We start from the raw sequence: 21,866 nt of genomic DNA, 5'->3' as shown, positions 1-21,866 counted from the left end.
CATCAAAGGGGCGAAGCGGAAGTTGCTTTTGGCTATATTCACTTCCCTTATTTTCCCCGCAAAAGAGTAAATGTCTTCAAACAAATACTTATGGATAAAGCTCAGCCCTGCAAATGTCCCGACTTCTACATTGTGAAGTTCACCTGAGTCAAACAGCTCACGCGCCTTTTTTTTGCTAAGCTTTTCTTCCACTTTTGAAAGGTCAACTTGGTTTGTGATATTGAGTTTATTGTCTAAGATCATGCATGATTCTCCGCTGATTCTATCTCTGCGACAATGGCGTCAATATCCGTGCGTAATTGAGTAATGTTTGCAACGGTTGTTTTTAGCTCTTCGTTAAGCTTTGTGATGTCAATGGCCTCACGGGTGTCTTTAGGCTCAACATAAGCACTCACCGAAAGGTTATAGTCATTTTTTTCAATGTCACCGATATCCATGTTTTTAGCGACATGTTCAATCTCCCCTTTACCGTCGAAGATCGTCATAATTTGATCGATATGCTCATTCAAAAGCACGTTGTTATTCGTAGCTTTATCGAAGAAATCCTCACCACTGGCGTCAATAAATTGAATGGAATTCTCTTTTTTGTTTTTTGAAAGCACTAAGATGTTGACGGCGATTGACGTGCCAAAGAACAGATTAGGCGCAAGTGATATCACGGTTTCGACGTAGTTATTGTCAACTAAATACTGTCGGATTTTCTTCTCAGCGCCACCACGATAAAAAATGCCAGGGAAGCAAACTATGGCAGCTCTGCCTTTAGAGGAGAGATAATTCAGCGCGTGAAGAACGAAAGCAAAGTCTGCCTTGGATTTCGGTGCCAATACCCCCGCAGGAGCAAAACGTTCATCATTAATGAGTGTTGGATCGTCACTTCCTACCCACTTAACTGAGTAGGGCGGATTGGACACGATGGCATCAAATGGTTTTTCATCACCAAATTGAGGGTGGATGAGTGTATTACCTAACGCAATATCAAATTTATCGTAGTTGATATTGTGCAAAAACATGTTCATACGAGCTAGGTTATAAGTCGTATGGTTGATCTCTTGACCAAAGAAGCCTTCCTCAATAATGTGGTTATCAAAGTGCTTTTTGGCTTGTAGCAACAAAGACCCTGAGCCTGCTGCCGGATCATAGATTTTATTCACCGAGGTTTGTTTATGCATCGCTAATTGAGCCAGCAGCTTAGACACACTTTGCGGTGTGAAGAACTCCCCGCCTGATTTTCCCGCATTGGCCGCATAGTTTGAGATCAAGTACTCATAAGCGTCACCAAACAAATCAATCTGATTATCTTGAAAATCCCCTAGTTGGAGTTTTGCTACTCCTTTGAGCACCGATACCAGTCGAGCGTTCTTGTCTGATACTGTATTGCCAAGGCGGTTGCTGGTGGTATCAAAATCAGCAAATAACCCTTTAATGTCTTGCTCTGAAGGATAACCATTTGCCGAGCTTTCTATGGATGAAAATACCTTTGCAAGATCGGTGTTCAAGTTGTCATTCGTACTCGCACCATGGACTACATTGCAAAAAAGCTCGCTAGGGTAGATAAAGTAGCCTTTGGTTTTGGTGGCATCGTCACGGATCAACTCAATTCTTGGATCATCATCCTTAAAGCCTGCGTATTGAATACTTGCGTCGCCAGCTTCAATATAGTTAGTGAAGTTTTCACTGATAAAACGATAGAAAAGAGATCCTAGGACGTATTGTTTAAAATCCCAACCATCAACAGAGCCTCTGACCTCATTGGCGATTTGCCAAATTTGGCGTTGTAACTCTGCTCGTTGTTCGGTGCTGGTCATAGCGAGGTATTCCTAGTGTCAAATTAAGTAAAACAAACCATTGCATGATATTATCATGATTTCAGGGAAAGGAACTATGACTAAGAAAGCTAAGACTAAGAACACGAAAACCAAAAAGTACGTAGAAAGCAATCCCACACTGAAACGTGTCAAAGGGGATGTTGCTGCCCATCAAGCACGTAAAAAAATTGAACAGTGGAAAGAGCAGCGAGAATTTGATAAACAGTTCGAGCTTTAAATCAAATATAACCTAAGGAAAATACATCACATGAATAAAACGCAACTGACAGAGCTCATCTTCGCTCAAGCAGATATCACCAAAAAGCAAGCGAGTGAAGCTCTGGATGCTATCACTCAAGGGATTACACAATCCTTAGCACAAGGTGAAGAAGTCGCTCTTATTGGCTTTGGGACATTTAAAATCACTGAGCGCGGTGCACGCACAGGACGTAACCCAAGCACAGGTGAAACCATTCAAATCGCCGCCAGCAAATCGCCAAGCTTTAAAGCAGGTAAAGCATTGAAAGACGCGCTCAATCCATAAGTGTAAACGCTCCTCTCAAAGAAGTGTCATTGTGACGTATAGAGCTACTGGCTCACTAGAGCGAAATACGTACTCACAGTGATACTTTTCACGATAGACAATATCATACTGACAGTTCTTAAACCGTCAGTATGATTCATTTCCATTAATTTTATTTCTTATCCAGTAGCGCTAGGTTAATGACAGATTTAGAACAGCAAGCAGCACTCAGTAAGCGTGCGTTCAAGCAAAGTTTAAAAGATTACCTCAAGCAATTTAATGAATTTACCGATACGCCTGACATGAGTGGTATTGTTCAAGCAATGAAACCTGTGATTTTTCAGGAAGCGATGGGGGTAGTGAGCGATAAAAAATACGTTGTGGCTCAAGTCTTAGGCGTCAATCGTGGTATTTTGGTAAAAACGTTAAAAAATAATCCCTACCAAAGACAAGAGGAAGTGCCCCCCGCTGCGGTATTAGATGAACCAGAATAATGGTATTCAGCGAGACTCTTATTAATGCTACTTGATTTTTTACATCAACTATCCAGACCTGAATTATGTATGAAAAAACTGACCGTCTTTGCCCACATTGTTTTCGGTGGTTACGTCTAGATAGGAAACAAGCTAAATACTTTTGCCCAGATACAATTCAATGCCAATTAAGAAAAGCCATCTCTCGACCTCCTGAGAGAGTCACTTTGGATATGGTTCGAGAACGACTCAAAACTGAACGAAACCGTCCGAGAAACAGACAAGATGTGAAGTTGATAGTTCGACTTCAAGAGGTGATAGAACGATGAGCGTAATTCATTGTGCTTCTCTTCGCTCAAATGAACTTGCTGATTTTTACCTGTAAATCGAGCTAAACGTAGTACAAACTTACAAATGCTATTGTATCAATTGTCAAATGTTCTCGCTAAAAGCGTTTGAGGGCTACTTCTGATGGCAAACTTTGCTATTTAGCATAAAAAGGAAGAGCTATTGTCAAATGTGGTGTATGGAGATCATGCAGTAGCCTGTTGATGAGTCTCCATTTCTTTCACTCCATCGATGAAGCGAACATCTTTCAGTACATCTGCGAGGAGTTTAAAACCTCGTAGGCGACGCCACTTCGTCTCAGCACTTAGCATTAACTTGTAAGCCATCATCAACGTGGTTTTTCTGTTTCCACAGTTCTTCGTCTTGTTAGTGCGTAAGCGAACGGTAGCGAACATCAATTCTATTGGGTTCGTTGTCCTGATATGAACCCAGTGCTCTGCTGGGTAGTCGTAAAACGCCAGCATTTCAGCTTTATCTTTCACCAAGCAGTCGGTTGCCTTTGGATACTTAGCTTCAAAGCGTTTCAGGAAGGTTGAGAAGGCCTGATAAGCGTCATCTCTCGTTTCTGCCATCCAAATATCTTGCAGCGCTTCCTTCATTCGTGGCTGTACGCTTTTGGGCACCTTGTTCAGCACATTTGCTGTCTTATGTACCCAACAACGCTGCTGGTCAGCCTGCGGCCAGCATTTAGCCACGGCTTTCCAGAAGCCAAGTGCGCCATCTCCGATGGCAAGCTTAGGTGCTAACTGTAATCCCTGTGCTCGTAACTGCTCTATGAGCTCCGTCCAACTGGCTTCTGACTCTCGGTGACCATCCAGAACGCCAAGAACCTCTTTACGACCTGTGTTATCTACGCCGATGATGACGAGTAAGCAGAGCTTATCGTCCATCCTAACGTGACAGTAAACACCATCAGCCCAGACGTAAACATAGCGACGCTTACCGAGATCACGCTTACGCCACTGTTCGTATTCTGTAGACCACTGCTCCTTAAGACGACAAACGCTGCTGGCTGAGAGTCCTTTCGCATCCTTACCAAGCAAAGATTCAAGAGCGGGCAGCATATCGCCCGTAGATATCCCCTTGAGGTAAAGTAACGGAAGCAGTGTTTCTACACTCTTCGTTCGCTTGAGATACGGTGGTATCAAATTACTATTAAATTTGACGCCATTCCCTGAGCGATCTCGCACCTTAGGAATTTGCACTTCGACATCACCGACACCTGTTTGCAAGGTTCGCTCAGGTAAGAAACCGTTGCGAACAATGGCTTGTTTGCCGTCAACCATTACACTCTGATGCTGGGCAAGTAACTGTTGAAGCTCAGCTTCAACAGCTTGTGCAATCAAATCTCTCGCCCCTTGACGTATCAGTTCTGTAAGTGGGTCCTGTGGTGTATTCAGTGAAACAACAGTATTATCAGTCATGCGGTGTACCTTTCTGTTAATCATTCTGGCGAGAACTACATCAACAGATTACACCGCAACTTCCTTTCTCTTCCATACACCAGAAATCAGCATAGCTCTAAAAGGAATTACATACACCTAATTTTCAGACCTTTTTGGCAAACAAAATATCACCGTAAGTATAACAAAAATGAAAGATATCCATTGGATTTCAAAGTTAGGTAATTGGAGGTGTTTAATAAAAAAGTCTTCGAAAAAAGGTATTTTGGATGGAACGCCTGCTGTTTTTGTTCCAATCTGAAAGATTGCCCAAAATTGTCCTCCTAAGACCAAAAATAACGCAAACTTACATAGCAGAATCATCCCTTTTGAGGGGACGTGGTTTATTCGCCATAGAAGATAAATGAGTGAAAGAGATGTAATGGAATAACATGTAATTGTTATCATTTTCTTGCTTCATCATATAGTGAGTATGCTGTAATGCTGTCACTTAATGCACCAGCTCCTAGTGATAGTCGACTTGATGCCTGATAACCCCTTAGATAGTCTTCTGCGCTGTACCGAAACAATTTAAATTGTTTGGCCTTCGGAGTGTTTGTCCAAGGCATTGGTTTCAAATTAGGCTTGGACAACACTTGATAAGCCTCAGAAGCATTTTTTACCGTAGTTGTCTTAGCGGTTAGCCCATATGCTGACATGGCTAAATTTACTCCATAAATATACGATACTTCTGTGAGGTCTTGTGTAAGCCAAGTTACGCGCACTGTTTTTTAGGGATTAATAGCCCTAAATATAAGCACACTATAATACTCGACCATCGTATCACCTCATTTTGTTTGAATGATACTTCTGGAAGCATGTTCATTAATAATGTTCCATTCATGAAAATAGAGTAGTAATTACCACCAATGAACCCAATTACTAGAATAATGTAAATGAAAACATACACTGAACTTTTAAAGGTACAATGAGATGTTCGCTTTAAAATAAGTAGTAGCATAATAGTTATCAAAAAAAACAGAATTTCTTTCAATTGTTCAGACCCGTTATAGCGTCAATGTTATAGTAATCAGCTCCTACTTCGGCTCCTAATGCAGATTTGCTCATTGCTTGATAGCCCCTTAGGTAATCTTCAGAGCTATACCTAAATAATTTAAATTGTTTGGCTTTGGGAGTATTGGTCCAAGGCATTGGTTTCAAATTAGGCTTGGACAACACTTGATAAGCCTCAGAAGCATTTTTTACCGTAGTTGTCTTAGCGGTTAGCCCATATGCTGACATGGCTAAATCTGCCCCATAGTAGGCAATGTCCCCGTGAGATTTAGAGTAGCCTAATGATTCCGCAGCATGTTGATAACTTTCTCGAACAAGACCTGTAGCATTCTCGTCGCCATCCCAGAAATATTTTCCATTTTCATACATGTTATTCATGCCGTGAGCCATCATGGAACCACCAATTGAGCAAAGGTAAGCCGCCGAGTAGTAACAGATCCCCGCACCTGCGGTTAATTGCATCACGCCAGCAACAAAACCAATTCCTTTTTGGGCAATAATGGCGCCTTGATCCATTAAGTTTTGCCGTTCTTTTTTCAGCTCTTTGAATACCGTTTCTTTGCTCTTTCTACCGCTTTTAAAGTCGTTCACAAGACACTGTTCAAACCGATCGACTTCACGAACAAACTGCATCTTGAGGCCACCGTTAGAAAGGTAACGATTTGAAAGCGTTACCGCTTGCATGGTGAGCCCCTTACCAGCTTTTTCGACCTCTCGAATATCCCATGAGTCAGGCGTGGTTTGGTTTCTCATCCTAAAAGCCTTTCCCACGTTTCATAACCTTCCGTACCAGCTATTTTATGTTTCCAGATGATGTCTCTGTAAGAGAGGTGAAGAACTTCTGACATATCATCATCTCCAGAGGTCAGCACATTAGGTTGATCAAAGGATAGGGTTGCAATTAGCGCATCAACTAGTTCAATGGAATAGAAGTTTTCGTTGTAGCCTTGCTCATTTGTGCGATAGAAATTAAGCGTACATTGTAAATGCTCTTGCTTAGAAAAGGCATTACCGAGAAGCGGTGAAGACTTATCTATGGGTTTAGTAATGACGACTTCTGCGGGACCACCGTGTTTACTTAAGGTGAAATTGCAAGCTAAAACAGTGATTTCATTGACGTGAGATTCTTGCGCCTTGTTACCGATAGAGTCTTTCGTATTACACCCTTGAGAGATACAACCTTGCGACTTCGCTATGATGGAGAGGTATGCCGTGTGAGCCATGTTGCGCCTGTAATCCTTTATGATTCAAAGTTCATATTGTGCAATATAACTCTATGAAAAGATAAGAACTTCGCATTATATTTGGCAATAGCATCACATTAAACGTATGCATATAATGAGGAAAAAGGAGCATGAGCGACCTTATCATTGCTAAAGGTCTCTGGGCTTCTCACTGTCCTGCTACGTCATACCTTTAACTATTCATAGCTTCTTAATGACTGCTCGGTAGTGAAGTTTGCTTTCATCTTCACTCCATAAATCGTCTAAGAAATCATCGAAAGTCGAGCGGTCAATCTCGGTTACCACACAATTCATTTGATCGTATAACATAACTCTACGGTCTCGTCTCTCAATGGCATAACCAAGCTGCTCTTGCCACATGAACATTCCGCCATAAGAGTGATACACATCCGAAATAAGAACGGTGTAATTTTCAATTAAGTAGTGATTGAACACTTCTGAAACAAACTCTACCGTCGCCTTTTTGTATTGTGGCTTCATCCTATTCCGCCAGACTAACGCTTGAGTTACGCCATCAATACCAATGGATTCATCTTCGACCCTAACGACCTTACAGTAATACAAGACGGCTTTATCTGACTTGGAGATAAGGCCAAGCTCAAAATAAGTATCATGATCGACACGATGCAGTTCACAACCAACTGGCACGATTAATCCATTTTGGAACACCTGGTGACCATTCGCGATAAAGAAGTCATATTTAGCTTTGTTCTTCGTACTGTTCGCTAAGAAGGCAAAGTCTTGTTTCATCTCACTGGGGTTGAAAAATAATTGTGGCATATCACCTCATTCTTGGTCTATTCGAACCGATTTACTTACTACATACGCTTGTTCACTACACATAGAATAATACCACCTTTTCAAAGGCAAGTTTTACCCTGTTGTAAAACTATACACCAATACCACCTAAACGGCTTATATAGGCTACTGTCAGCGCCGATGTAAAATTGACCCACCTAAGGGCTTAAGCTTCTCAGAAAGAACACAGTCGCTGAGATGTCGAGCGACTGTCGAATCATGGATACGAAGAGCTTGAGAAATCATAACCTGACTCCAGCGTTCAGATGCGAGCAATACCGCTTTAATACGGTCACGCACTCGACCATCACGAGTGGAATCGTGCATTTGTTCGAGTTGCTGCTTCTGTTGAGGAGTCAGTGTGATTTTCATGGTGTGTAGCATGACCTCATTTCACGAAAAATTAAGCATCTTCAATAATCTTCGGGATAATAACCGTCATACGAAGGCTCACATAAAGAAAAATCTTCAGGTGGATTTACGTTCACACTTATCTCTACTTTATCGAATCCCCCTTCTTTCACTATAGATAAAAAATTCCTCTCCCATTTTTTATAGAATTCAAAGTCATCCGTATGACTAATGCTGATTTCCAAGTCTTCACCTAAAAAATTAAAAACCAAATGGTACAGAAACCTCCCCCCCATATGGATAAACCCACTAATATCCTTATAATGCCAAGGACTAATGCTACAAGCCCTTTTAAAACAGAATGTAAAAGGTTGAAACCCCGCTACTTCACGACTAAGATTAGAATCGACAAAATCTATTATGATATAATTATAATAACTTGCTGTATCTTCAGGGATGTCGATATTATCTAAGTTAGCATTCACGAATGATGCAACGATTTTTGTCAACTCTTCCGAAATAGGAAATGGCTGCGTATTTATATTATCAAAGTTAAAATTAAGTTCACTTATTGCTTTTGATGTTACTTTTTCCATTGTAGAACTCCTTCTGTTGTCTACATTATCTTTATAAATGGCTGTATTTTTAAAATACAACGCTCCTACACTGAGCCTCTAGACTGACAGTGCTAAAATAAAATTCGTACGTTTAATACGTAATTAATAAATAATTAAATGGGTTTAATTACTGCTTGTTCCAAAGCAACGATATCCTTCGCCATAATGCTTTGTGTCTAGCTTGGCTAAGTAGGTTGCCCTGCTATAAGCTTCAAATAACTTGTCTTGCCAACCACACTGATTACGTCTGATCACATATCCCGCTTTATCTGGAAATTCCACCAGCGGCATGTAATCTTCCACGTCATCGGACAATGATTGTAGAAATAACCTCCGCTCCATACTCTGTATCGCTCTAGCCCAAGCCGTATACACTTTACCGCTCAAGTACTCAGGGTTTAGTCTCGTATAATCGCCGAGACCACTGTAGTACTCATTACTGACCAATATCATGACGTGATAGTGATCTTTCTCCGCTGTGTGACGCTCTCTGGCCCAAATGTAACGCACTGGACATGCGTGTACCTTTTGACCGAAACGTTGCTTACGTTTACGTTCAGCTTCAATTTGACTGCGTAATGACTCTATAAATAACGTCATCGGATTCAAATCATATAAACCATAACCATCAATAGAGCAGGTTGATGGTAAGCGTAAATCCACTCGAAACACTAAAACACGTGCACTGTTATTGGCTAATGCTTTATTAAATACTCTTTGTATTGATAATAGGTAAGCCCTGTTATGTGTATATTGAGTAAATATAGGGTAGTCAATGTTATTCATACCTCCCTCCATTGGTAGTATTCCCCTTAATATATTGTTGATATATTCTTGTTCATTAGTCACAACCACGTATTATCAATCTCTATTGAAGGTATAAGTATTGATACTACTGATGTTATTAATTAGTAGTGATAGTATATTGTTACTAAGTATTACTTATATATTACCAATAACCGAACCTATCTATAGCAATACATTTATAGTTAATCTTTATCATTCCTATAAAACACCTTCAAATGCAGTAATACAAATCACTCCGAAGTTAATTAATATGAATCATTTAACCCAAATAGGAACAATCATGAAAACACTAAAAATTTTATACCTTATTGCTTTGTCTGTTTTACTAACCGTAGGCTTCTTTAGCCTTGCTGGGTTCCCCATAATACAGCTGCCAATAATCACTGGATAAACCGGAGATACTGAGTTTTTATCCACCTAAAGGTTTAATATTGTGGCGTAGTTGGCAGCACGACCGTTGATAAATCAAGCTGCTGCTTAGCTAAATCTTGTGGACTTGAAGGATATAAATCGATGACCTTCGTTTTTCCGATTAACAGCTGTGAAAACCGAGGGTCAGGCCCCAGATAGTCTAGCGCTGCCTTTAGAGCTTTACTTTTTCGTAAACAATTGGGACCATACTGGAGTATGTAGTTAATTTTAATGTATCGAGTCCCTATATTTGCTCTTTGGGCTAACCAATTCACTAATACCTCCGCATCAAGTACATACTGTGGGGGGCTTGGTGGTGGACAAAACAGCCCCATAAACTCGCTTGAGTAATAGGCTACAATGTTGATAGCATCCCAAAGCGTCGAGAGCGGTATCTCTGGGAGAGTTTCATCCTCTGAGTAGACTTCAAAACAGTGTAATATAGCCGCAACACGAACTGTGTTTTCAATCAATTTGCTAGCGTGGTCTTTAGCAAACTCAAATCGTCCACCAGGCTTCATTCCAGCCTCTATATCATTCGATATATCAGTAAGTACTTTTTTAGCGTCGTAACAGAAGGAAACAACCCTTCGTTCACGCTCATCAACTTTCATTGGCAATAGCTGAAGTAAAGAGTAAACTCGTTCATTGAACTCATCGATAGCTTCCGTCGGGATTTTTAAGCCGTACGATTGACGGTTGCCACAGTTTGAGGGCGGATAGCAAAGCAAGAAACGAGCGAAGAAGCCATTATCGCGAACATCATCTGTAGATTTAGCAATAAATTTCTTGACGGTGCTAACCTGAGTCATTATCGACACGGTCAATCGAGCATCTTCAATAATGATATCATCGCTTGATTTCCTACTTACCCTAGTGTCTTCGCCGCTCCAAATATCGTTTAAGAAGCTGGTGTTCTTCATTAACAAAGAGTTTAGGATCTTCCCTCCTTCACTACTGTTAAGTAACGCATTTGCTCCGACACCTTGTAGTTCAGCCTGTAGAGATTGTGGCGTGACGTCTTCAAATCGAATCACTCTTGGCTTAGGCGCTTGCGGCTTGTTTGACCGATGCTCAACCAGCCTCTCAATAGCTAGTTCTTTCTCTTCACCAGCAGCTTCTACCATTTCTTGAATTAAATTCTTCTCTACCTCTCGATGCTCACTTATGATTAGGGCATGTTTGACTAGGGCACGCTTTAGGAGCTTAGTATCATCTAACATGAACCTCTTAAGCCCTTTAATTACCTTAGATTCTAGACTCGATTTTCGCTCGCCAGAGCCGGCAACGGTCAGGAGATTCAAAGAGATTGGCCCCGCTTTACCTGTTAGTGGATTCTCAACATCGACTAACCCCTGAAGAGAAGTAGATGACGCTGCTAGAATGGCTGACAGGTTCATAGCCCTTGGCGTTTGAGTCAGTTGTTCTAGATTGTCTAAGGCTCTAGATATTGTAGATTCGTTTCTAAAATAGGGAGGCATAGACTGGTAAGGAAACCAGCTTGTGCCACTCAGGCCAATAGGGAGTGTATTACTCATTGAGTGACCTCCTTCTTATCAGAGTGTCGTGCTTTAGCTTTAGAGTCTAGCCAAGCATGCACCTCTGAAGATAGCCACCCGACAGCGCGCGGGCCAAGCGGTACCGATCTTGGGAATGAGGCATCGTGGCGTGGAGAGTGTTGGTTCAATTTGTCGTAAATAGATGATCTAGAAAGACCCGTGATTTTAGTCAAGTCATCAATACGATAGATGATCTGATTTTGGTTTTGTTGAGATAAGGGTAATACCATTTTCTAGTACTCCGTGTTAGTTAGACTTCACGGACAAAACTATCCAAGTTCTCTGTATTTTGAAAGAGAGCGATTTTTTGCCCTCTTTTACCCTATTTACCCAAAAACAATTAAACGATAAAAAACAACCAGTTATCTTGGCCCAAAAAATTGCTTCTCATTTTTATTCAGGAGTTTTAGTACAAGTTTTTCTTGGTCAATATTATACTTGATAGCAACAACTTCATCCTTTACCCTGCTGTATCCAACATCTTTCTTTAAGGGTATATTTTTTAAGTATTGGATTAGAGGGTTCTCTAGCTTCTCTTCCCCATTTGTTCTCCTATAATTCATAGATATTAACGAATAGGCAGTCCTAGCATCTTTACTTGCTCGCTTGGTGGGAGGTCCAGGGGTGGGCTTTCGTTTAAATAATCCATACCTTTCTAGCATAAGGGCTCCATCATTTTCATTTAGATCTTGTGTTTCTGTTGGTTTCATTTCAAAAATGACGAAGCCAATTCTCGCTAGCTTGCATAAAACCTCATAGTCAGGATAGTACTTGACAATATTATAAGGACTATCTTTCTTCATATCTTCAAAGCCTGGAAGCGTAGGAAGCTTAAATAACTTATCCAAGTCTTCATCTAGAAGATAGATATCATCAACAGAGATACGAAACTCTTTCGGTTCATAAATGTCGGTTTCTTTCTCATTGCAAACATCTTTAAAGTAGAATTCCTCCATAGGTTTATTACTACCGGTTTTTTTTGAATAACTTTCATATTCTGATGGTGAAAATAAACATTTCATCAATGAATTGACCGGGTCAAACCCAACCAGATTTATTAAGTTACACCTATCGCTTTCCACCTTATTTTTCCACAGTTCAGCGATCGGCATATCAATTATCTTCTTTAAATTATTGAAATGGTAATAAAAGACTTTGGAAGAAGAGAAGAAATTAGCATAACTAAAACCAATTAAATCTGAAATTAACATTTCATCTAGTTGAATCAAAAAAGGCCAATTTACAGAAAGATCTTTTTCTATGGAAATGTTAATGTTCAAACTTTGAGAAAATTGCCCGTTTTGACTCCACCAAATTCGATGCCAAATATGATGTGCTGGAGGAACTTTGTAGTAGAGTGGAATATCTTTGTCTTGACATTTCATCAGGAAAGTCTTTACATCCCGTTCATTTTTGATATTTTCCAAATCTCGAAACTTACGTAAGCTCGACATGCATATCTCCTCATAGTCTGCTATTTCTGCTACAAATAGCAGAAATAGCAGACTATATACCATAGTGTCGACGCAAAAATGCTGCTTTTGTGGGCGATATCTGCTCTTTTTTCTTAGGAGAAAGAGCTTGTAACTTTCTCCCCCACGCTTGCATTACCTGTAATTGCTCATTGAAGTAGTCGTAATGATTATAAACTCGCAACATACCAGGTAACTGATGCCCGACCGCTTTTTCGACCGCGACTATATCGAGCTTCATTTCATTGCATCGGCTAATAAAGGTTCGGCGTAAGTCATGAGGTGAGAATGGTTCTATTCCATCTGGGAGGTTTCTTTTAATAATAATTCTAATAGCTGATGATTCTTGTACTTTATCTGAGTTTAATTGAGGCCAAACTAACTTCCTGCCATTAGCAATTTCTTTTCGCTGCTCTTTAAGCAATTCAATCAAATAGTCACTCAATGGAACTTTTCGACTTTCTGGACTCTTACTATGCCTATCTTTTGAACTTGCAGGAAGAATCCAAGTTCTATTTTTCAAATCTACTTCTTCCCATCTCATTTCTAAAACAGCTCGTATTCTCTGACCACAACCAAGTAAAAATCTAATTAGCCGAATATTAGAGGTGTTAGTCTTCCACGATTCTAAACTCAACTGTAGTAATTCTAATTCATTAAAACTCAAATTTCTTTTAGTTACTTTTGAACCGCCTCCCACATCTTTTGCTTTTAGTTGTGGGGCTGGGTGCACCTCAAGCATATTGAGAGCTAACGCATGATTTATGATTTGGTTCATCACTTTATGACATGCGCCTATAGCTCCGGCCATACGCTGCCCAGACTGATCAGTTTTAGCGTCAAATACTCTATTTAGATCCATAATATTAAGATCATCTAATTTGACGTCACCAATAAACGGTTTCACATCTCGTAAGTAAATAGTCCTAGCCTGCTCTCCTCGTAACTGTTTCGATAAGTGTATAGCGTCAAAACTAACAAATGCATCATGGAAAGTTTTTGCTGCCTCCTGTTCTCGCTTTTCTCTAACTAGCTCAAGTTTAGGATTTTTGTTATTTTCTAACCAACTACGATAACGACCCGCTTCTTCTCTAGCTTGCTCTAAAGTCATACCCGTTTGAGGCTTCGACTTTATGTATCGACCCATTGAAATCTTTTCGTGTTTTTTACCTATTTGAAAGCGAAAGGTCCAGGTCATTGTTCCCGTGGGACGAACACGGATATTTAATCCTTCAACTTTTTTATCAGGGATCATGTACTCTTTATCTTGAGGCTTCAACGCTTGCAATGTGGCATTGCTGCTAATTCTCTTTGTCATTATTTTAAATCTACGTTTCTGGGTACGGCTCAGGGTACGGGAACAAGTAAGTCTCTATTGTATAATCTAGAACCCCACTGGACAACCAAACAGAGAGAAACCTTTATTAACAGCAACTTAAATTAAAAATATGGACTGTAATAAATCTTACTGGACACAAGATTCCATACACCCATCATATGGAAGCGGGTGTGCTGCTAGAGCGCAAAGCGTAACTACTCAAAACAAAAAATGTCAAAACAAAAAAACGAGCCATTTGGCTCGTTTTTTTATTTCTGCGCTTTAAAGCTTAAGATTGTGCTTTTTCAGAAGATGGGGTTAAGAAACCTAACTTCTTCGCCACCCACACCAATAACCCTAGAGTAATAAAGATAGCAAACATATTTGAGCCCGCGTCTGGGTATTGCGCCTTGATAAAGGCAGAATGGCCAAAGGCACCAACAAAGAAACACGCTAGACCAATTAGCGGAATGTCTTCAGATACAGGGTTGTTAAGGTATTCTTGATAAAGAGCTTGTACTGACAGAACAAGCGCAATCAGTGGAAAAATAGAGAAAGAAACTTCGCTCATTGTCAGCCAAGACAACATTGCATCACCACACATACCCGCAACCAGTGCCAGTACGAGCGTTTTTTTCTCAGAACCACGATTAACTTGGTTTATTTCATTCGACATTAATCTATCCCACCTTTTAATCGGTTACGTTCACGTTCTTTGCGATACCAGAAAGCCCCTTTGGCTATCATTCGCAATTGCATTATTAGGCGTTCAGCAAGTTCATCTCGCTCATGCCCACCAAGATCTAACGCTTCCGCGCCAGAACTGAAAACTAAAGTAACTGACGCTTCCGCTTGGGTAAACGCTTCATCACGAGTCATACCTGTACTGATCAGGTATTCGGTCATCTCAGCCACAAAGTGCTGCATCTCTCTTGCAACCGCCGTACGAAAATCAAATGAAGTACCAGAGCGCTCACGTAATAATAGTCGGAACACGTTAGGGCTACTTTCAATAAACTCCATAAAAGTTTCGACCGATGTACGAATCACACTGCCTTCTGTGACAATGCGTTGGCGAGCTTGACGCATCAGCTGACGCAGCAACAAACCACCTTCATCGACCATGGTTAAACCTAGCTCATCCATATCCTTAAAGTGGCGATAAAATGAGGTAGGAGCAATGCCAGCTTCACGTGCAACTTCACGTAAACTTAAGTTGGAGAAACTTCTATCGGCACTGAGTTGGCTGAACGCTGCATCAATCAAAGAACGACGTGTTTTCTCTTTTTGCTGTGCTCGGATTCCCATGGATTTCATATTTGTTTTCTACTTCGTACTTCGATGATCACTAATATACAACGATTGACTTAAGGAGATAACCCAAAATCTCTCGCTTTGACGATCGAGAGACAATTAAACCGAGTTCCGTTGATTTTTCAATCTTTTCGCTCTTAATTAGAGACATACGACATACCCTTTAATCTATTTGCTTGATTCTACGTGATCCCGCCGACTCTCCTAGTGTGCTTTTGGTGTACGCTGCATCGGAATCAGTTAAAATCTCGCTACAGCAATGTTAAGACAATATAACAAGGAAGAAGCTATGGTGGAGAGTAACCACTTTGATGTAATCGTTATTGGTAGTGGCCCAGGTGGTGAAGGGGCAGCGATGGGATTAACCAAAGCAGGGCTAAATGTCGCCATTGTCGAAAAAGAGAGCAGCGTCGGTGGTGGTTGTACTCACTGGGGTACCATCCCTTCAAAGGCACTTCGCCACGCGGTTAGCCGTATTATCGAATTCAATAACAACCCTCTGTTCTGTCATAACAATACCAGCCTACATTCAACCTTCTCGAATATCCTTGGTCATGCTAAATCTGTTATCGATAAGCAAACTCGTCTACGCCAAGGCTTCTATGATCGTAACCAGTGCTCACTAATTTTTGGTGCGGCGCGTTTTATTGATAAGTACACCATTGCCGTTATGCAAAGCGATGGTACTGAAGAGACATATAGCGCCGATCGCTTCGTTATTGCCACAGGTTCTCGCCCTTACCAGCCAGAGGGCGTTGACTTCACTCATGAGCGCATCTATGACAGCGACTCAATCTTAAGCCTTAAGCATGATCCTCGTCATATCATCATCTATGGTGCGGGCGTCATCGGTTGTGAATACGCTTCTATCTTCCGTGGTTTAGGGGTCAAAACAGACCTGATCAATACCCGTGACCGTCTACTGGCGTTCTTAGATAACGAAGTGTCAGATGCGCTTTCCTATCACTTCTGGAACAGTGGTGTGGTGATTCGTAATGATGAAACGTTTGAGAAGATTGAAGGCACTGAAGATGGCGTGATTGTTCACCTAGAATCTGGCAAGAAAATGCGTGCCGACTGTATTCTTTACGCCAATGGACGTACGGGTAACACAGATAAATTAAACCTAGCCGCTGTCGGCCTAGAAGCAGACTCGCGTGGCCAGCTAAAAGTCGATGGTAACTATCAAACTGAGGTTGACCATGTCTACGCAGTGGGCGATGTGATTGGCTACCCTAGCCTTGCAAGTGCCGCTTATGACCAAGGTCGATTTGTTGCTCAGGCAATTAACAAAGGCCAAGCCGAAGGCCATCTTATTGAAGATATTCCAACCGGCATCTACACCATTCCAGAAATCAGCTCAGTCGGTAAAACGGAACAGGAACTGACCGCTGCTAAAGTACCTTATGAAGTTGGCCGTTCTTCATTTAAACACCTTGCTCGTGCACAGATTGCAGGCAAAGACATTGGCAGCTTAAAAATTCTATTCCACCGCGAAACCAAAGAGATTCTTGGTATTCACTGTTTCGGTGAGCGTGCCGCTGAGATCATTCACATCGGGCAGGCGATCATGGAACAAAAAGGCGAAGCGAATACCATCGAGTACTTCGTCAACACCACCTTCAACTACCCGACGATGGCGGAAGCGTACCGTGTTGCGGCGCTAAATGGCTTAAATCGCCTGTTCTAAATATTGTCACAAACAAAAAAGCCTGCTCCGATTAAGCGCAGGCTCATCAATGAATTCGAGCTATTGCTTTAAGTAAGCAGCGTGAAACTCTAGGTGCTCATCGATAAAGCTAGAGATGAAGTAGTAGCTGTGGTCGTAACCAGGCTGAATACGAACTTCCACATCTGAGTCATGCTCTTTTGCCGCTACTTGAAGCATTTCTGGTTTCAGTTGCTCGACTAAGAAATTATCGGCATCACCTTGGTCAACCAAAATAGGCAGTTTTGCTTGTGCTTGTTTAAGCAGTTCGCTTGCGTCGTACTGCTTCCACGTTTCAAAGTCATTACCCAAGTAAGCGTTAAATGCTTTTTGACCCCAGGGGCACTGCATTGGGTTACTGATCGGGCTGAATGCTGAAATTGAGCGGTAACGCTGAGCATTTTTAAGACCGATGGTTAACGCGCCATGACCACCCATACTATGACCAGAGATCGATTTAATACGCGATACAGGGAAGTTAGCTTCGATCAGTGCTGGTAACTCTTCTGTCACGTAGTCATACATATGGTAGTGGCGTGACCAAGGTTCTTGCGTCGCATTAAGGTAGAAACCGGCACCTTGACCAAGATCGTAACCTTCATCATCAGCGACATCTGCACCACGAGGGCTAGTGTCTGGTGCAACAATGGCAATCCCCAACTCTGCAGCTCGGCGGAAAGCACCTGCTTTTTGCATGAAGTTTTCATCGGTACAAGTTAAACCTGACAGCCAATAAAGAACCGGTACTGGCTTGGTTTTCGATGCGTTTGGAGGTAAAAAGATCGCAAAGCGCATATTGCAGTTCAGCGTTACAGAGTCGTGTGTGTATTGCTTGTGCCAACCACCAGCAACTTTGGCTTGGCTAATATTTTCGATAGTCATTGAATAAGCTCCATAAAGCTGACGGTTCAATTAAAAGGCATTCACTTTGGTAACAGTGCAGGTAAAGACACTCTTAACAAAGGGAATGTCACCACCTCCCGGGCGAAAGGTGGCGAAAAAGATGTCTGGGTGAACAGACGGTCTCTGATCAATTGGACAGTTTATTGATCAGAAACCTAAGTGAATTACTTATCCATGTGTAGAACAGTACGGATAGATTCACCTTTGTGCATGAGTTCAAATGCTTCGTTTACGTCATCTAGACCCATTGTGTGAGTGATAAACTCTTGCAGTCCGAACTCACCTGCCATGTAACGGTTTACGATTTCTGGAAGTTCTGAACGGCCTTTAACACCACCGAAAGCAGAGCCACGCCATACACGACCAGTAACTAGTTGGAATGGACGAGTAGATATCTCTTGACCTGCACCAGCAACACCGATGATTACAGACTCACCCCAACCTTTGTGACAACACTCAAGTGCTTGACGCATCACGTTTACGTTACCGATACATTCAAATGAGTAGTCAACACCACCATCAGTCATCTCAACGATAACGTCTTGGATTGGCTTATCGAGTTTCATTGGGTTGATGCAATCAGTCGCACCCAACTGTTTTGCTAGTTCGAATTTGCTTTCATTGATGTCGACACCGATGATGCGGCTAGCACCAGCCATACGAGCACCGATAATTGCAGAAAGACCGATACCGCCTAGACCGAATACAGCAACTGTGTCGCCTTTTTCAACTTTTGCTGTATTAAGTACCGCACCCATACCAGTCGTCACACCACAACCTAGAAGACAAACTTCTTCAAGTGGCGCTTCTTTGTTTACTTTCGCTAGTGAGATTTCCGGTAGTACCGTGTACTCAGAGAAAGTAGAACAACCCATGTAGTGGTAAATTGGCTCACCGTTGATAGAGAAACGGCTTGTGCCATCTGGCATTAGGCCTTTACCTTGAGTCTCGCGCACTGCCTGACAGAGGTTAGTTTTTCCAGACTTACAGAACTTACATTCGCCACATTCTGCGGTGTAAAGTGGGATAACGTGGTCACCAGCTTCAACGCTAGTCACGCCTTCACCAACCATTTCAACAATACCGCCACCTTCATGACCTAAAATCGAAGGGAAGATACCTTCTGGATCGTCACCAGATAGAGTGAAAGCGTCAGTGTGACAAACACCAGTCGCTACGATACGAACAAGAACTTCACCTGCTTTAGGTAGTTCAACATCAACCGTTTCACGCTTTAGAGGTTCGCCAGCAGTCCAAGCAACCATTGCTTTTGATTGGATATGAGTTTGACCTGGTTTGAGTTCAAGTGTCATTGGATGTTTCCTTCAAATAGGTATTTAAGATGACGTAGTAAGCGTAGTAGAGCTTTCGTCTCACTTCTGCGTCGTTTTATTGGTTGCCATTTTAGGCGTTTCACAAAAAATGATAATCCCATCAAACTGAAAATCATTATTACATATACGTAATAATTAACCGCATAAACAAAAAAACCGGGCCTATAGCCCGGTTCATCATTAACCATCATCTATTAAACGAGGAATTCTCCTCTGCGCCACTGGCGAGTCAATATCAAACCAAGTGTCACGCCTCGCATCGCCATAAAGCTTAGCATTGCCAACCATAGCGCATGGTTACCCCAGCCCATCGCCAAGTAAAAGATAATAAAGAAGGAGCAGGTAGAGAAAAACATACTGTTGCGCATCTCTTTGCCTTTAGTCGCACCAACAAAAATGCCATCAAGTAGAAAGCACCACATTGAGATAAGTGGCATTGCCACCAGCCAAGGCAAATAATTGAGTGCAATGGTATGAACGCTTTCAATGTCCGTGATCAAGCTGATCAGGTTCGATCCGGCACACGCAAAGGCGATGGTCAGTCCGATACAAATCACCAAACTCCAGAAGAAGGTACCAATCAATGACTGATTAAGCTGATTGCGGTCCTTAGCACCAATCGCTTTACCCACCATCGCCTCCATCGCATAGGCAAAACCATCCATGCCGTAGGAGATCATCATCAAAAAGCTCATCAATACCGCATTAGCTGCGACAATCTCATCACCAAAGCTGGCACCTTGGAAGGTCATAAAGGTAAAGGTCATTTGCAGACACAGTGAGCGCAGAAAGATGTCGCGATTAAGCTTTACAAATCGACTCAGGCCATTGGTGGTATCTTTAATTAAGCCAAGTATTGGTGGCAAATTATCTTGATGCCACTTACGCCATACACACCACAGACCAAAGCTCATTCCGGTATAGTCGGCAATGACGGAAGCCAGCGCCGCACCTTCAACTTTCCAACCAAAGCCAATCACAAACAGCACATCTAGCGCTATGTTGGTCACGTTGGCAATGATCACCATCCACATTGGCGCTTTGGCATTTTGTGTCCCAAGCAGCCAGCCGAGTAGAACAAAGTTGGCCAATGCCGCTGGCGCACTCCAAGCGCGAATTGAATAATATTGCTCACCGTAGTGTTTTACCTTGTCGCTGGCATCACTAAAGCTAAATACCCAATCCGCAATCGCTTGATGGAATAAGAGAAACAACCCAGCGAAGCCCAAAGCCATCGCCATCCCTTGAGTAAAGACCAGCCCCAATTGATGCTTATTATTCGCACCGTAAGATTGCGCTGTTAAGCCCGTGGTCGACATACGTAAAAAGCCAAGTAGCCAAAAGGTCACACTAATCATCGTGCTCCCCAGTGCCACACCACCTAGATACCAAGCGTGGTCAAGGTGGCCGATCACCGCTGCATCAACCAAGCCCAACAGCGGAACGGTAATGTTAGAGAGAACCATGGGGATCGCGAGCAGTAGCACTTGTTTGTGCACATCGCGATTAGAGAGAGTCTGAAGTATTTGCACGTTGCCACTCAATTAAAGATTGAATGGCAAGTGTAACGGTATCACCAGCGAAGCTGAACCACTACCGGTGTTAAACGTTGTTTTAAGAAGTTAACTTTGTTGAGCCAGCGCTGCCAAAGCTTCCATCGCCCGCAGTTTTGCTCTAAAGGTTGATAGGTTTTTGCCCAACGTGCCCATGGTAAATATCCCAGCATCGCCTCGCCCGGCGCACTGTAGCCATGACCATAATGATCGGAGCCAAGTTTCTGGCCGAGTTTGGTATGGGTAAGATCACCGGCTAAAACGATACAGGCACGAGCGCTATCAAAGTGACAGCCCAGAGCCTGAATGAACTTCGCTACCTGTTTTTCTGAACAATCCAGTAATGCATGCTCACATACAATCATCACCGGAGTTTTTTCTGGCACTGGTAGCTGTGCAAGCCAACTTATATCATCAACACTGCCGCAGACATGGTGGTAGCGCTCACTATTGTGGAACAGTTTCTGTCGCCATAGTAGGTTTTCAGTGACATCGAGTTCGAGCCAATGACAACAGCCATTATCAACGCGGTAAAAACGGGTATCTAATCCGGCACCAACATTAACGATCCAACCGTCAGGATTACGCTTGATAAAGTCAGAAACGTGCTGATCGCACAATTGGGTGAGAGTGGCGTGAAGGAGCTGTTTTTGGTCGATGTCACCAGAAAAACACTCAGGTGCTAATTGGCAACGCTGACACGCGCGGGCAGCGACAGGATCATACACCAAGCCATTATCAACTAAACTTTCACGACTACGAAGCCATAAGGGTTTCAGCAAATTACTGGGTATTTGATAGCGATGTTTAGCTGATGTTTGATTGGCGGCCATTATCATCTTCCTTCTGTAGCCAGAAAGCAGATGATAATG

21 protein-coding genes and 2 pseudogenes are annotated in these 21,866 nt (G+C 42.2%); 4 read left to right on the top strand and 19 right to left on the bottom strand.

Annotated elements, in window-relative coordinates; translation table 11 throughout:
* Positions 1-243 (bottom strand): annotated as a pseudogene (locus tag ACU01J_RS18540) (hypothetical protein); the annotation flags it as partial.
* The gene (locus ACU01J_RS18535) at positions 240-1,805 is read right to left on the bottom strand and encodes a type I restriction-modification system subunit M (protein WP_268664446.1); all 1,566 of its coding nucleotides are present in this window, start codon (positions 1,803-1,805) and stop codon (positions 240-242) included. The gene ACU01J_RS18535 and the pseudogene ACU01J_RS18540, both read right to left, overlap by 4 nt.
* 76 nt (positions 1,806-1,881) lie before the next feature.
* Here ACU01J_RS18535 and ACU01J_RS18530 point away from each other — a divergent pair, with 76 nt between their 5' ends.
* The 3 genes from ACU01J_RS18530 to ACU01J_RS18520 all read left to right on the top strand — a co-directional run bounded on the left by ACU01J_RS18530 (position 1,882) and on the right by ACU01J_RS18520 (position 2,822).
* Positions 1,882-2,043, top strand: coding sequence for a hypothetical protein (locus ACU01J_RS18530; protein ID WP_268664447.1), 162 nt, complete (start codon positions 1,882-1,884; stop codon positions 2,041-2,043).
* 30 nt (positions 2,044-2,073) lie between these two features.
* Positions 2,074-2,349 (top strand): HU family DNA-binding protein, encoded by a 276-nt coding sequence (locus tag ACU01J_RS18525; RefSeq protein ID WP_481087032.1) that lies wholly within the window; start codon positions 2,074-2,076, stop codon positions 2,347-2,349.
* Positions 2,350-2,528: 179 nt separating this feature from the next.
* Positions 2,529-2,822, top strand: a complete 294-nt coding sequence (locus tag ACU01J_RS18520; RefSeq protein ID WP_481087031.1) for a hypothetical protein — start codon at positions 2,529-2,531, stop codon at positions 2,820-2,822.
* A 512-nt stretch (positions 2,823-3,334) separates the two neighbouring features.
* Here the strand turns inward: ACU01J_RS18520 and ACU01J_RS18515 are convergent.
* The 13 genes and pseudogenes from ACU01J_RS18515 to fabR all read right to left on the bottom strand — a co-directional run bounded on the left by ACU01J_RS18515 (position 3,335) and on the right by fabR (position 15,499).
* Entirely contained in the window at positions 3,335-4,573 is a 1,239-nt protein-coding gene (locus ACU01J_RS18515) for an IS256 family transposase (RefSeq protein ID WP_481087030.1), read from the bottom strand.
* A gap of 1,008 nt (positions 4,574-5,581) precedes the next feature.
* Positions 5,582-6,358: a DUF4225 domain-containing protein gene (locus ACU01J_RS18510; protein WP_481087029.1), complete on the bottom strand. Its 777-nt coding sequence runs from the start codon at positions 6,356-6,358 to the stop codon at positions 5,582-5,584.
* On the bottom strand, positions 6,355-6,828 hold the full coding sequence (locus tag ACU01J_RS18505; protein WP_265689220.1) for an Hcp family type VI secretion system effector: 474 nt from the start codon (positions 6,826-6,828) through the stop codon (positions 6,355-6,357). The genes ACU01J_RS18510 and ACU01J_RS18505 overlap by 4 nt, the downstream gene beginning before the upstream one ends.
* 201 nt (positions 6,829-7,029) lie before the next feature.
* Positions 7,030-7,629: a hypothetical protein gene (locus ACU01J_RS18500; protein ID WP_481087028.1), complete on the bottom strand. Its 600-nt coding sequence runs from the start codon at positions 7,627-7,629 to the stop codon at positions 7,030-7,032.
* A 171-nt stretch (positions 7,630-7,800) separates the two neighbouring features.
* Positions 7,801-8,019: pseudogene (locus ACU01J_RS18495) on the bottom strand (IS630 family transposase); the annotation flags it as partial.
* A 41-nt stretch (positions 8,020-8,060) separates the two neighbouring features.
* Entirely contained in the window at positions 8,061-8,594 is a 534-nt protein-coding gene (locus tag ACU01J_RS18490; protein ID WP_481087027.1) for a hypothetical protein, read from the bottom strand.
* Between the two features lie 144 nt (positions 8,595-8,738).
* The gene (locus tag ACU01J_RS18485) at positions 8,739-9,401 is read right to left on the bottom strand and encodes an inovirus Gp2 family protein (protein WP_481087026.1); all 663 of its coding nucleotides are present in this window, start codon (positions 9,399-9,401) and stop codon (positions 8,739-8,741) included.
* A gap of 446 nt (positions 9,402-9,847) precedes the next feature.
* Positions 9,848-11,371 (bottom strand): YfjI family protein, encoded by a 1,524-nt coding sequence (locus tag ACU01J_RS18480; protein WP_268664454.1) that lies wholly within the window; start codon positions 11,369-11,371, stop codon positions 9,848-9,850.
* On the bottom strand, positions 11,368-11,622 hold the full coding sequence (locus ACU01J_RS18475) for a helix-turn-helix transcriptional regulator (RefSeq protein ID WP_268664455.1): 255 nt from the start codon (positions 11,620-11,622) through the stop codon (positions 11,368-11,370). Before ACU01J_RS18475 ends, ACU01J_RS18480 begins: the two co-directional genes overlap by 4 nt.
* A gap of 132 nt (positions 11,623-11,754) precedes the next feature.
* On the bottom strand, positions 11,755-12,846 hold the full coding sequence (locus tag ACU01J_RS18470) for a hypothetical protein (RefSeq protein WP_268664456.1): 1,092 nt from the start codon (positions 12,844-12,846) through the stop codon (positions 11,755-11,757).
* 52 nt (positions 12,847-12,898) lie between these two features.
* Positions 12,899-14,182, bottom strand: coding sequence for a tyrosine-type recombinase/integrase (locus ACU01J_RS18465; protein ID WP_268664457.1), 1,284 nt, complete (start codon positions 14,180-14,182; stop codon positions 12,899-12,901).
* A 289-nt stretch (positions 14,183-14,471) separates the two neighbouring features.
* Positions 14,472-14,858 (bottom strand): YijD family membrane protein, encoded by a 387-nt coding sequence (locus ACU01J_RS18460; protein ID WP_481087025.1) that lies wholly within the window; start codon positions 14,856-14,858, stop codon positions 14,472-14,474.
* Positions 14,858-15,499, bottom strand: coding sequence for an HTH-type transcriptional repressor FabR (fabR, locus tag ACU01J_RS18455; protein WP_481087024.1), 642 nt, complete (start codon positions 15,497-15,499; stop codon positions 14,858-14,860). Before fabR ends, ACU01J_RS18460 begins: the two co-directional genes overlap by 1 nt.
* 256 nt (positions 15,500-15,755) lie before the next feature.
* Here fabR and sthA point away from each other — a divergent pair, with 256 nt between their 5' ends.
* On the top strand, positions 15,756-17,186 hold the full coding sequence (gene sthA / locus ACU01J_RS18450) for a Si-specific NAD(P)(+) transhydrogenase (RefSeq protein WP_134837266.1): 1,431 nt from the start codon (positions 15,756-15,758) through the stop codon (positions 17,184-17,186).
* Positions 17,187-17,246: 60 nt separating this feature from the next.
* Here sthA and fghA read toward each other — a convergent pair whose 3' ends face one another.
* The 4 genes from fghA to ACU01J_RS18430 form a co-directional block, all read right to left on the bottom strand.
* Positions 17,247-18,086: an S-formylglutathione hydrolase gene (fghA, locus tag ACU01J_RS18445; RefSeq protein ID WP_481087023.1), complete on the bottom strand. Its 840-nt coding sequence runs from the start codon at positions 18,084-18,086 to the stop codon at positions 17,247-17,249.
* A 185-nt stretch (positions 18,087-18,271) separates the two neighbouring features.
* Positions 18,272-19,420 carry an S-(hydroxymethyl)glutathione dehydrogenase/class III alcohol dehydrogenase gene (locus tag ACU01J_RS18440; RefSeq protein WP_481087022.1) on the bottom strand — a complete coding sequence of 383 codons (1,149 nt, stop codon included), beginning with the start codon at positions 19,418-19,420 and terminating at the stop codon, positions 18,272-18,274.
* Positions 19,421-19,635: 215 nt separating this feature from the next.
* Positions 19,636-20,973 (bottom strand): MATE family efflux transporter DinF, encoded by a 1,338-nt coding sequence (gene dinF / locus ACU01J_RS18435; protein WP_481087021.1) that lies wholly within the window; start codon positions 20,971-20,973, stop codon positions 19,636-19,638.
* 41 nt (positions 20,974-21,014) lie between these two features.
* A complete protein-coding gene (locus ACU01J_RS18430; RefSeq protein ID WP_481087020.1) occupies positions 21,015-21,827 on the bottom strand; it encodes a class I SAM-dependent methyltransferase in 813 nt (270 codons plus the stop codon).
* Between the last annotated feature and the right edge of the window lie 39 nt (positions 21,828-21,866).

The organism is Vibrio sp. 2433-A1 (assembly GCF_056726085.1).
This window is presented reverse-complemented; position numbering and strand designations above follow the sequence as displayed.

Excerpts from the sequence above, each read along its gene's own strand:
- ACU01J_RS18535 (WP_268664446.1), bottom strand. The coding sequence starts at position 1,805 with ATGACCAGCACCGAACAACGAGCAGAGTTACAACGCCAAATTTGGCAA.
- ACU01J_RS18530 (WP_268664447.1), top strand. The coding sequence starts at position 1,882 with ATGACTAAGAAAGCTAAGACTAAGAACACGAAAACCAAAAAGTACGTA.
- ACU01J_RS18525 (WP_481087032.1), top strand. The coding sequence starts at position 2,074 with ATGAATAAAACGCAACTGACAGAGCTCATCTTCGCTCAAGCAGATATC.
- ACU01J_RS18520 (WP_481087031.1), top strand. The coding sequence starts at position 2,529 with ATGACAGATTTAGAACAGCAAGCAGCACTCAGTAAGCGTGCGTTCAAG.
- ACU01J_RS18515 (WP_481087030.1), bottom strand. The coding sequence starts at position 4,573 with ATGACTGATAATACTGTTGTTTCACTGAATACACCACAGGACCCACTT.
- ACU01J_RS18510 (WP_481087029.1), bottom strand. The coding sequence starts at position 6,358 with ATGAGAAACCAAACCACGCCTGACTCATGGGATATTCGAGAGGTCGAA.
- ACU01J_RS18505 (WP_265689220.1), bottom strand. The coding sequence starts at position 6,828 with ATGGCTCACACGGCATACCTCTCCATCATAGCGAAGTCGCAAGGTTGT.
- ACU01J_RS18500 (WP_481087028.1), bottom strand. The coding sequence starts at position 7,629 with ATGCCACAATTATTTTTCAACCCCAGTGAGATGAAACAAGACTTTGCC.
- ACU01J_RS18490 (WP_481087027.1), bottom strand. The coding sequence starts at position 8,594 with ATGGAAAAAGTAACATCAAAAGCAATAAGTGAACTTAATTTTAACTTT.
- ACU01J_RS18485 (WP_481087026.1), bottom strand. The coding sequence starts at position 9,401 with ATGAATAACATTGACTACCCTATATTTACTCAATATACACATAACAGG.
- ACU01J_RS18480 (WP_268664454.1), bottom strand. The coding sequence starts at position 11,371 with ATGAGTAATACACTCCCTATTGGCCTGAGTGGCACAAGCTGGTTTCCT.
- ACU01J_RS18475 (WP_268664455.1), bottom strand. The coding sequence starts at position 11,622 with ATGGTATTACCCTTATCTCAACAAAACCAAAATCAGATCATCTATCGT.
- ACU01J_RS18470 (WP_268664456.1), bottom strand. The coding sequence starts at position 12,846 with ATGTCGAGCTTACGTAAGTTTCGAGATTTGGAAAATATCAAAAATGAA.
- ACU01J_RS18465 (WP_268664457.1), bottom strand. The coding sequence starts at position 14,182 with ATGACAAAGAGAATTAGCAGCAATGCCACATTGCAAGCGTTGAAGCCT.
- ACU01J_RS18460 (WP_481087025.1), bottom strand. The coding sequence starts at position 14,858 with ATGTCGAATGAAATAAACCAAGTTAATCGTGGTTCTGAGAAAAAAACG.
- fabR (WP_481087024.1), bottom strand. The coding sequence starts at position 15,499 with ATGAAATCCATGGGAATCCGAGCACAGCAAAAAGAGAAAACACGTCGT.
- sthA (WP_134837266.1), top strand. The coding sequence starts at position 15,756 with ATGTTAAGACAATATAACAAGGAAGAAGCTATGGTGGAGAGTAACCAC.
- fghA (WP_481087023.1), bottom strand. The coding sequence starts at position 18,086 with ATGACTATCGAAAATATTAGCCAAGCCAAAGTTGCTGGTGGTTGGCAC.
- ACU01J_RS18440 (WP_481087022.1), bottom strand. The coding sequence starts at position 19,420 with ATGACACTTGAACTCAAACCAGGTCAAACTCATATCCAATCAAAAGCA.
- ACU01J_RS18430 (WP_481087020.1), bottom strand. The coding sequence starts at position 21,827 with ATGGCCGCCAATCAAACATCAGCTAAACATCGCTATCAAATACCCAGT.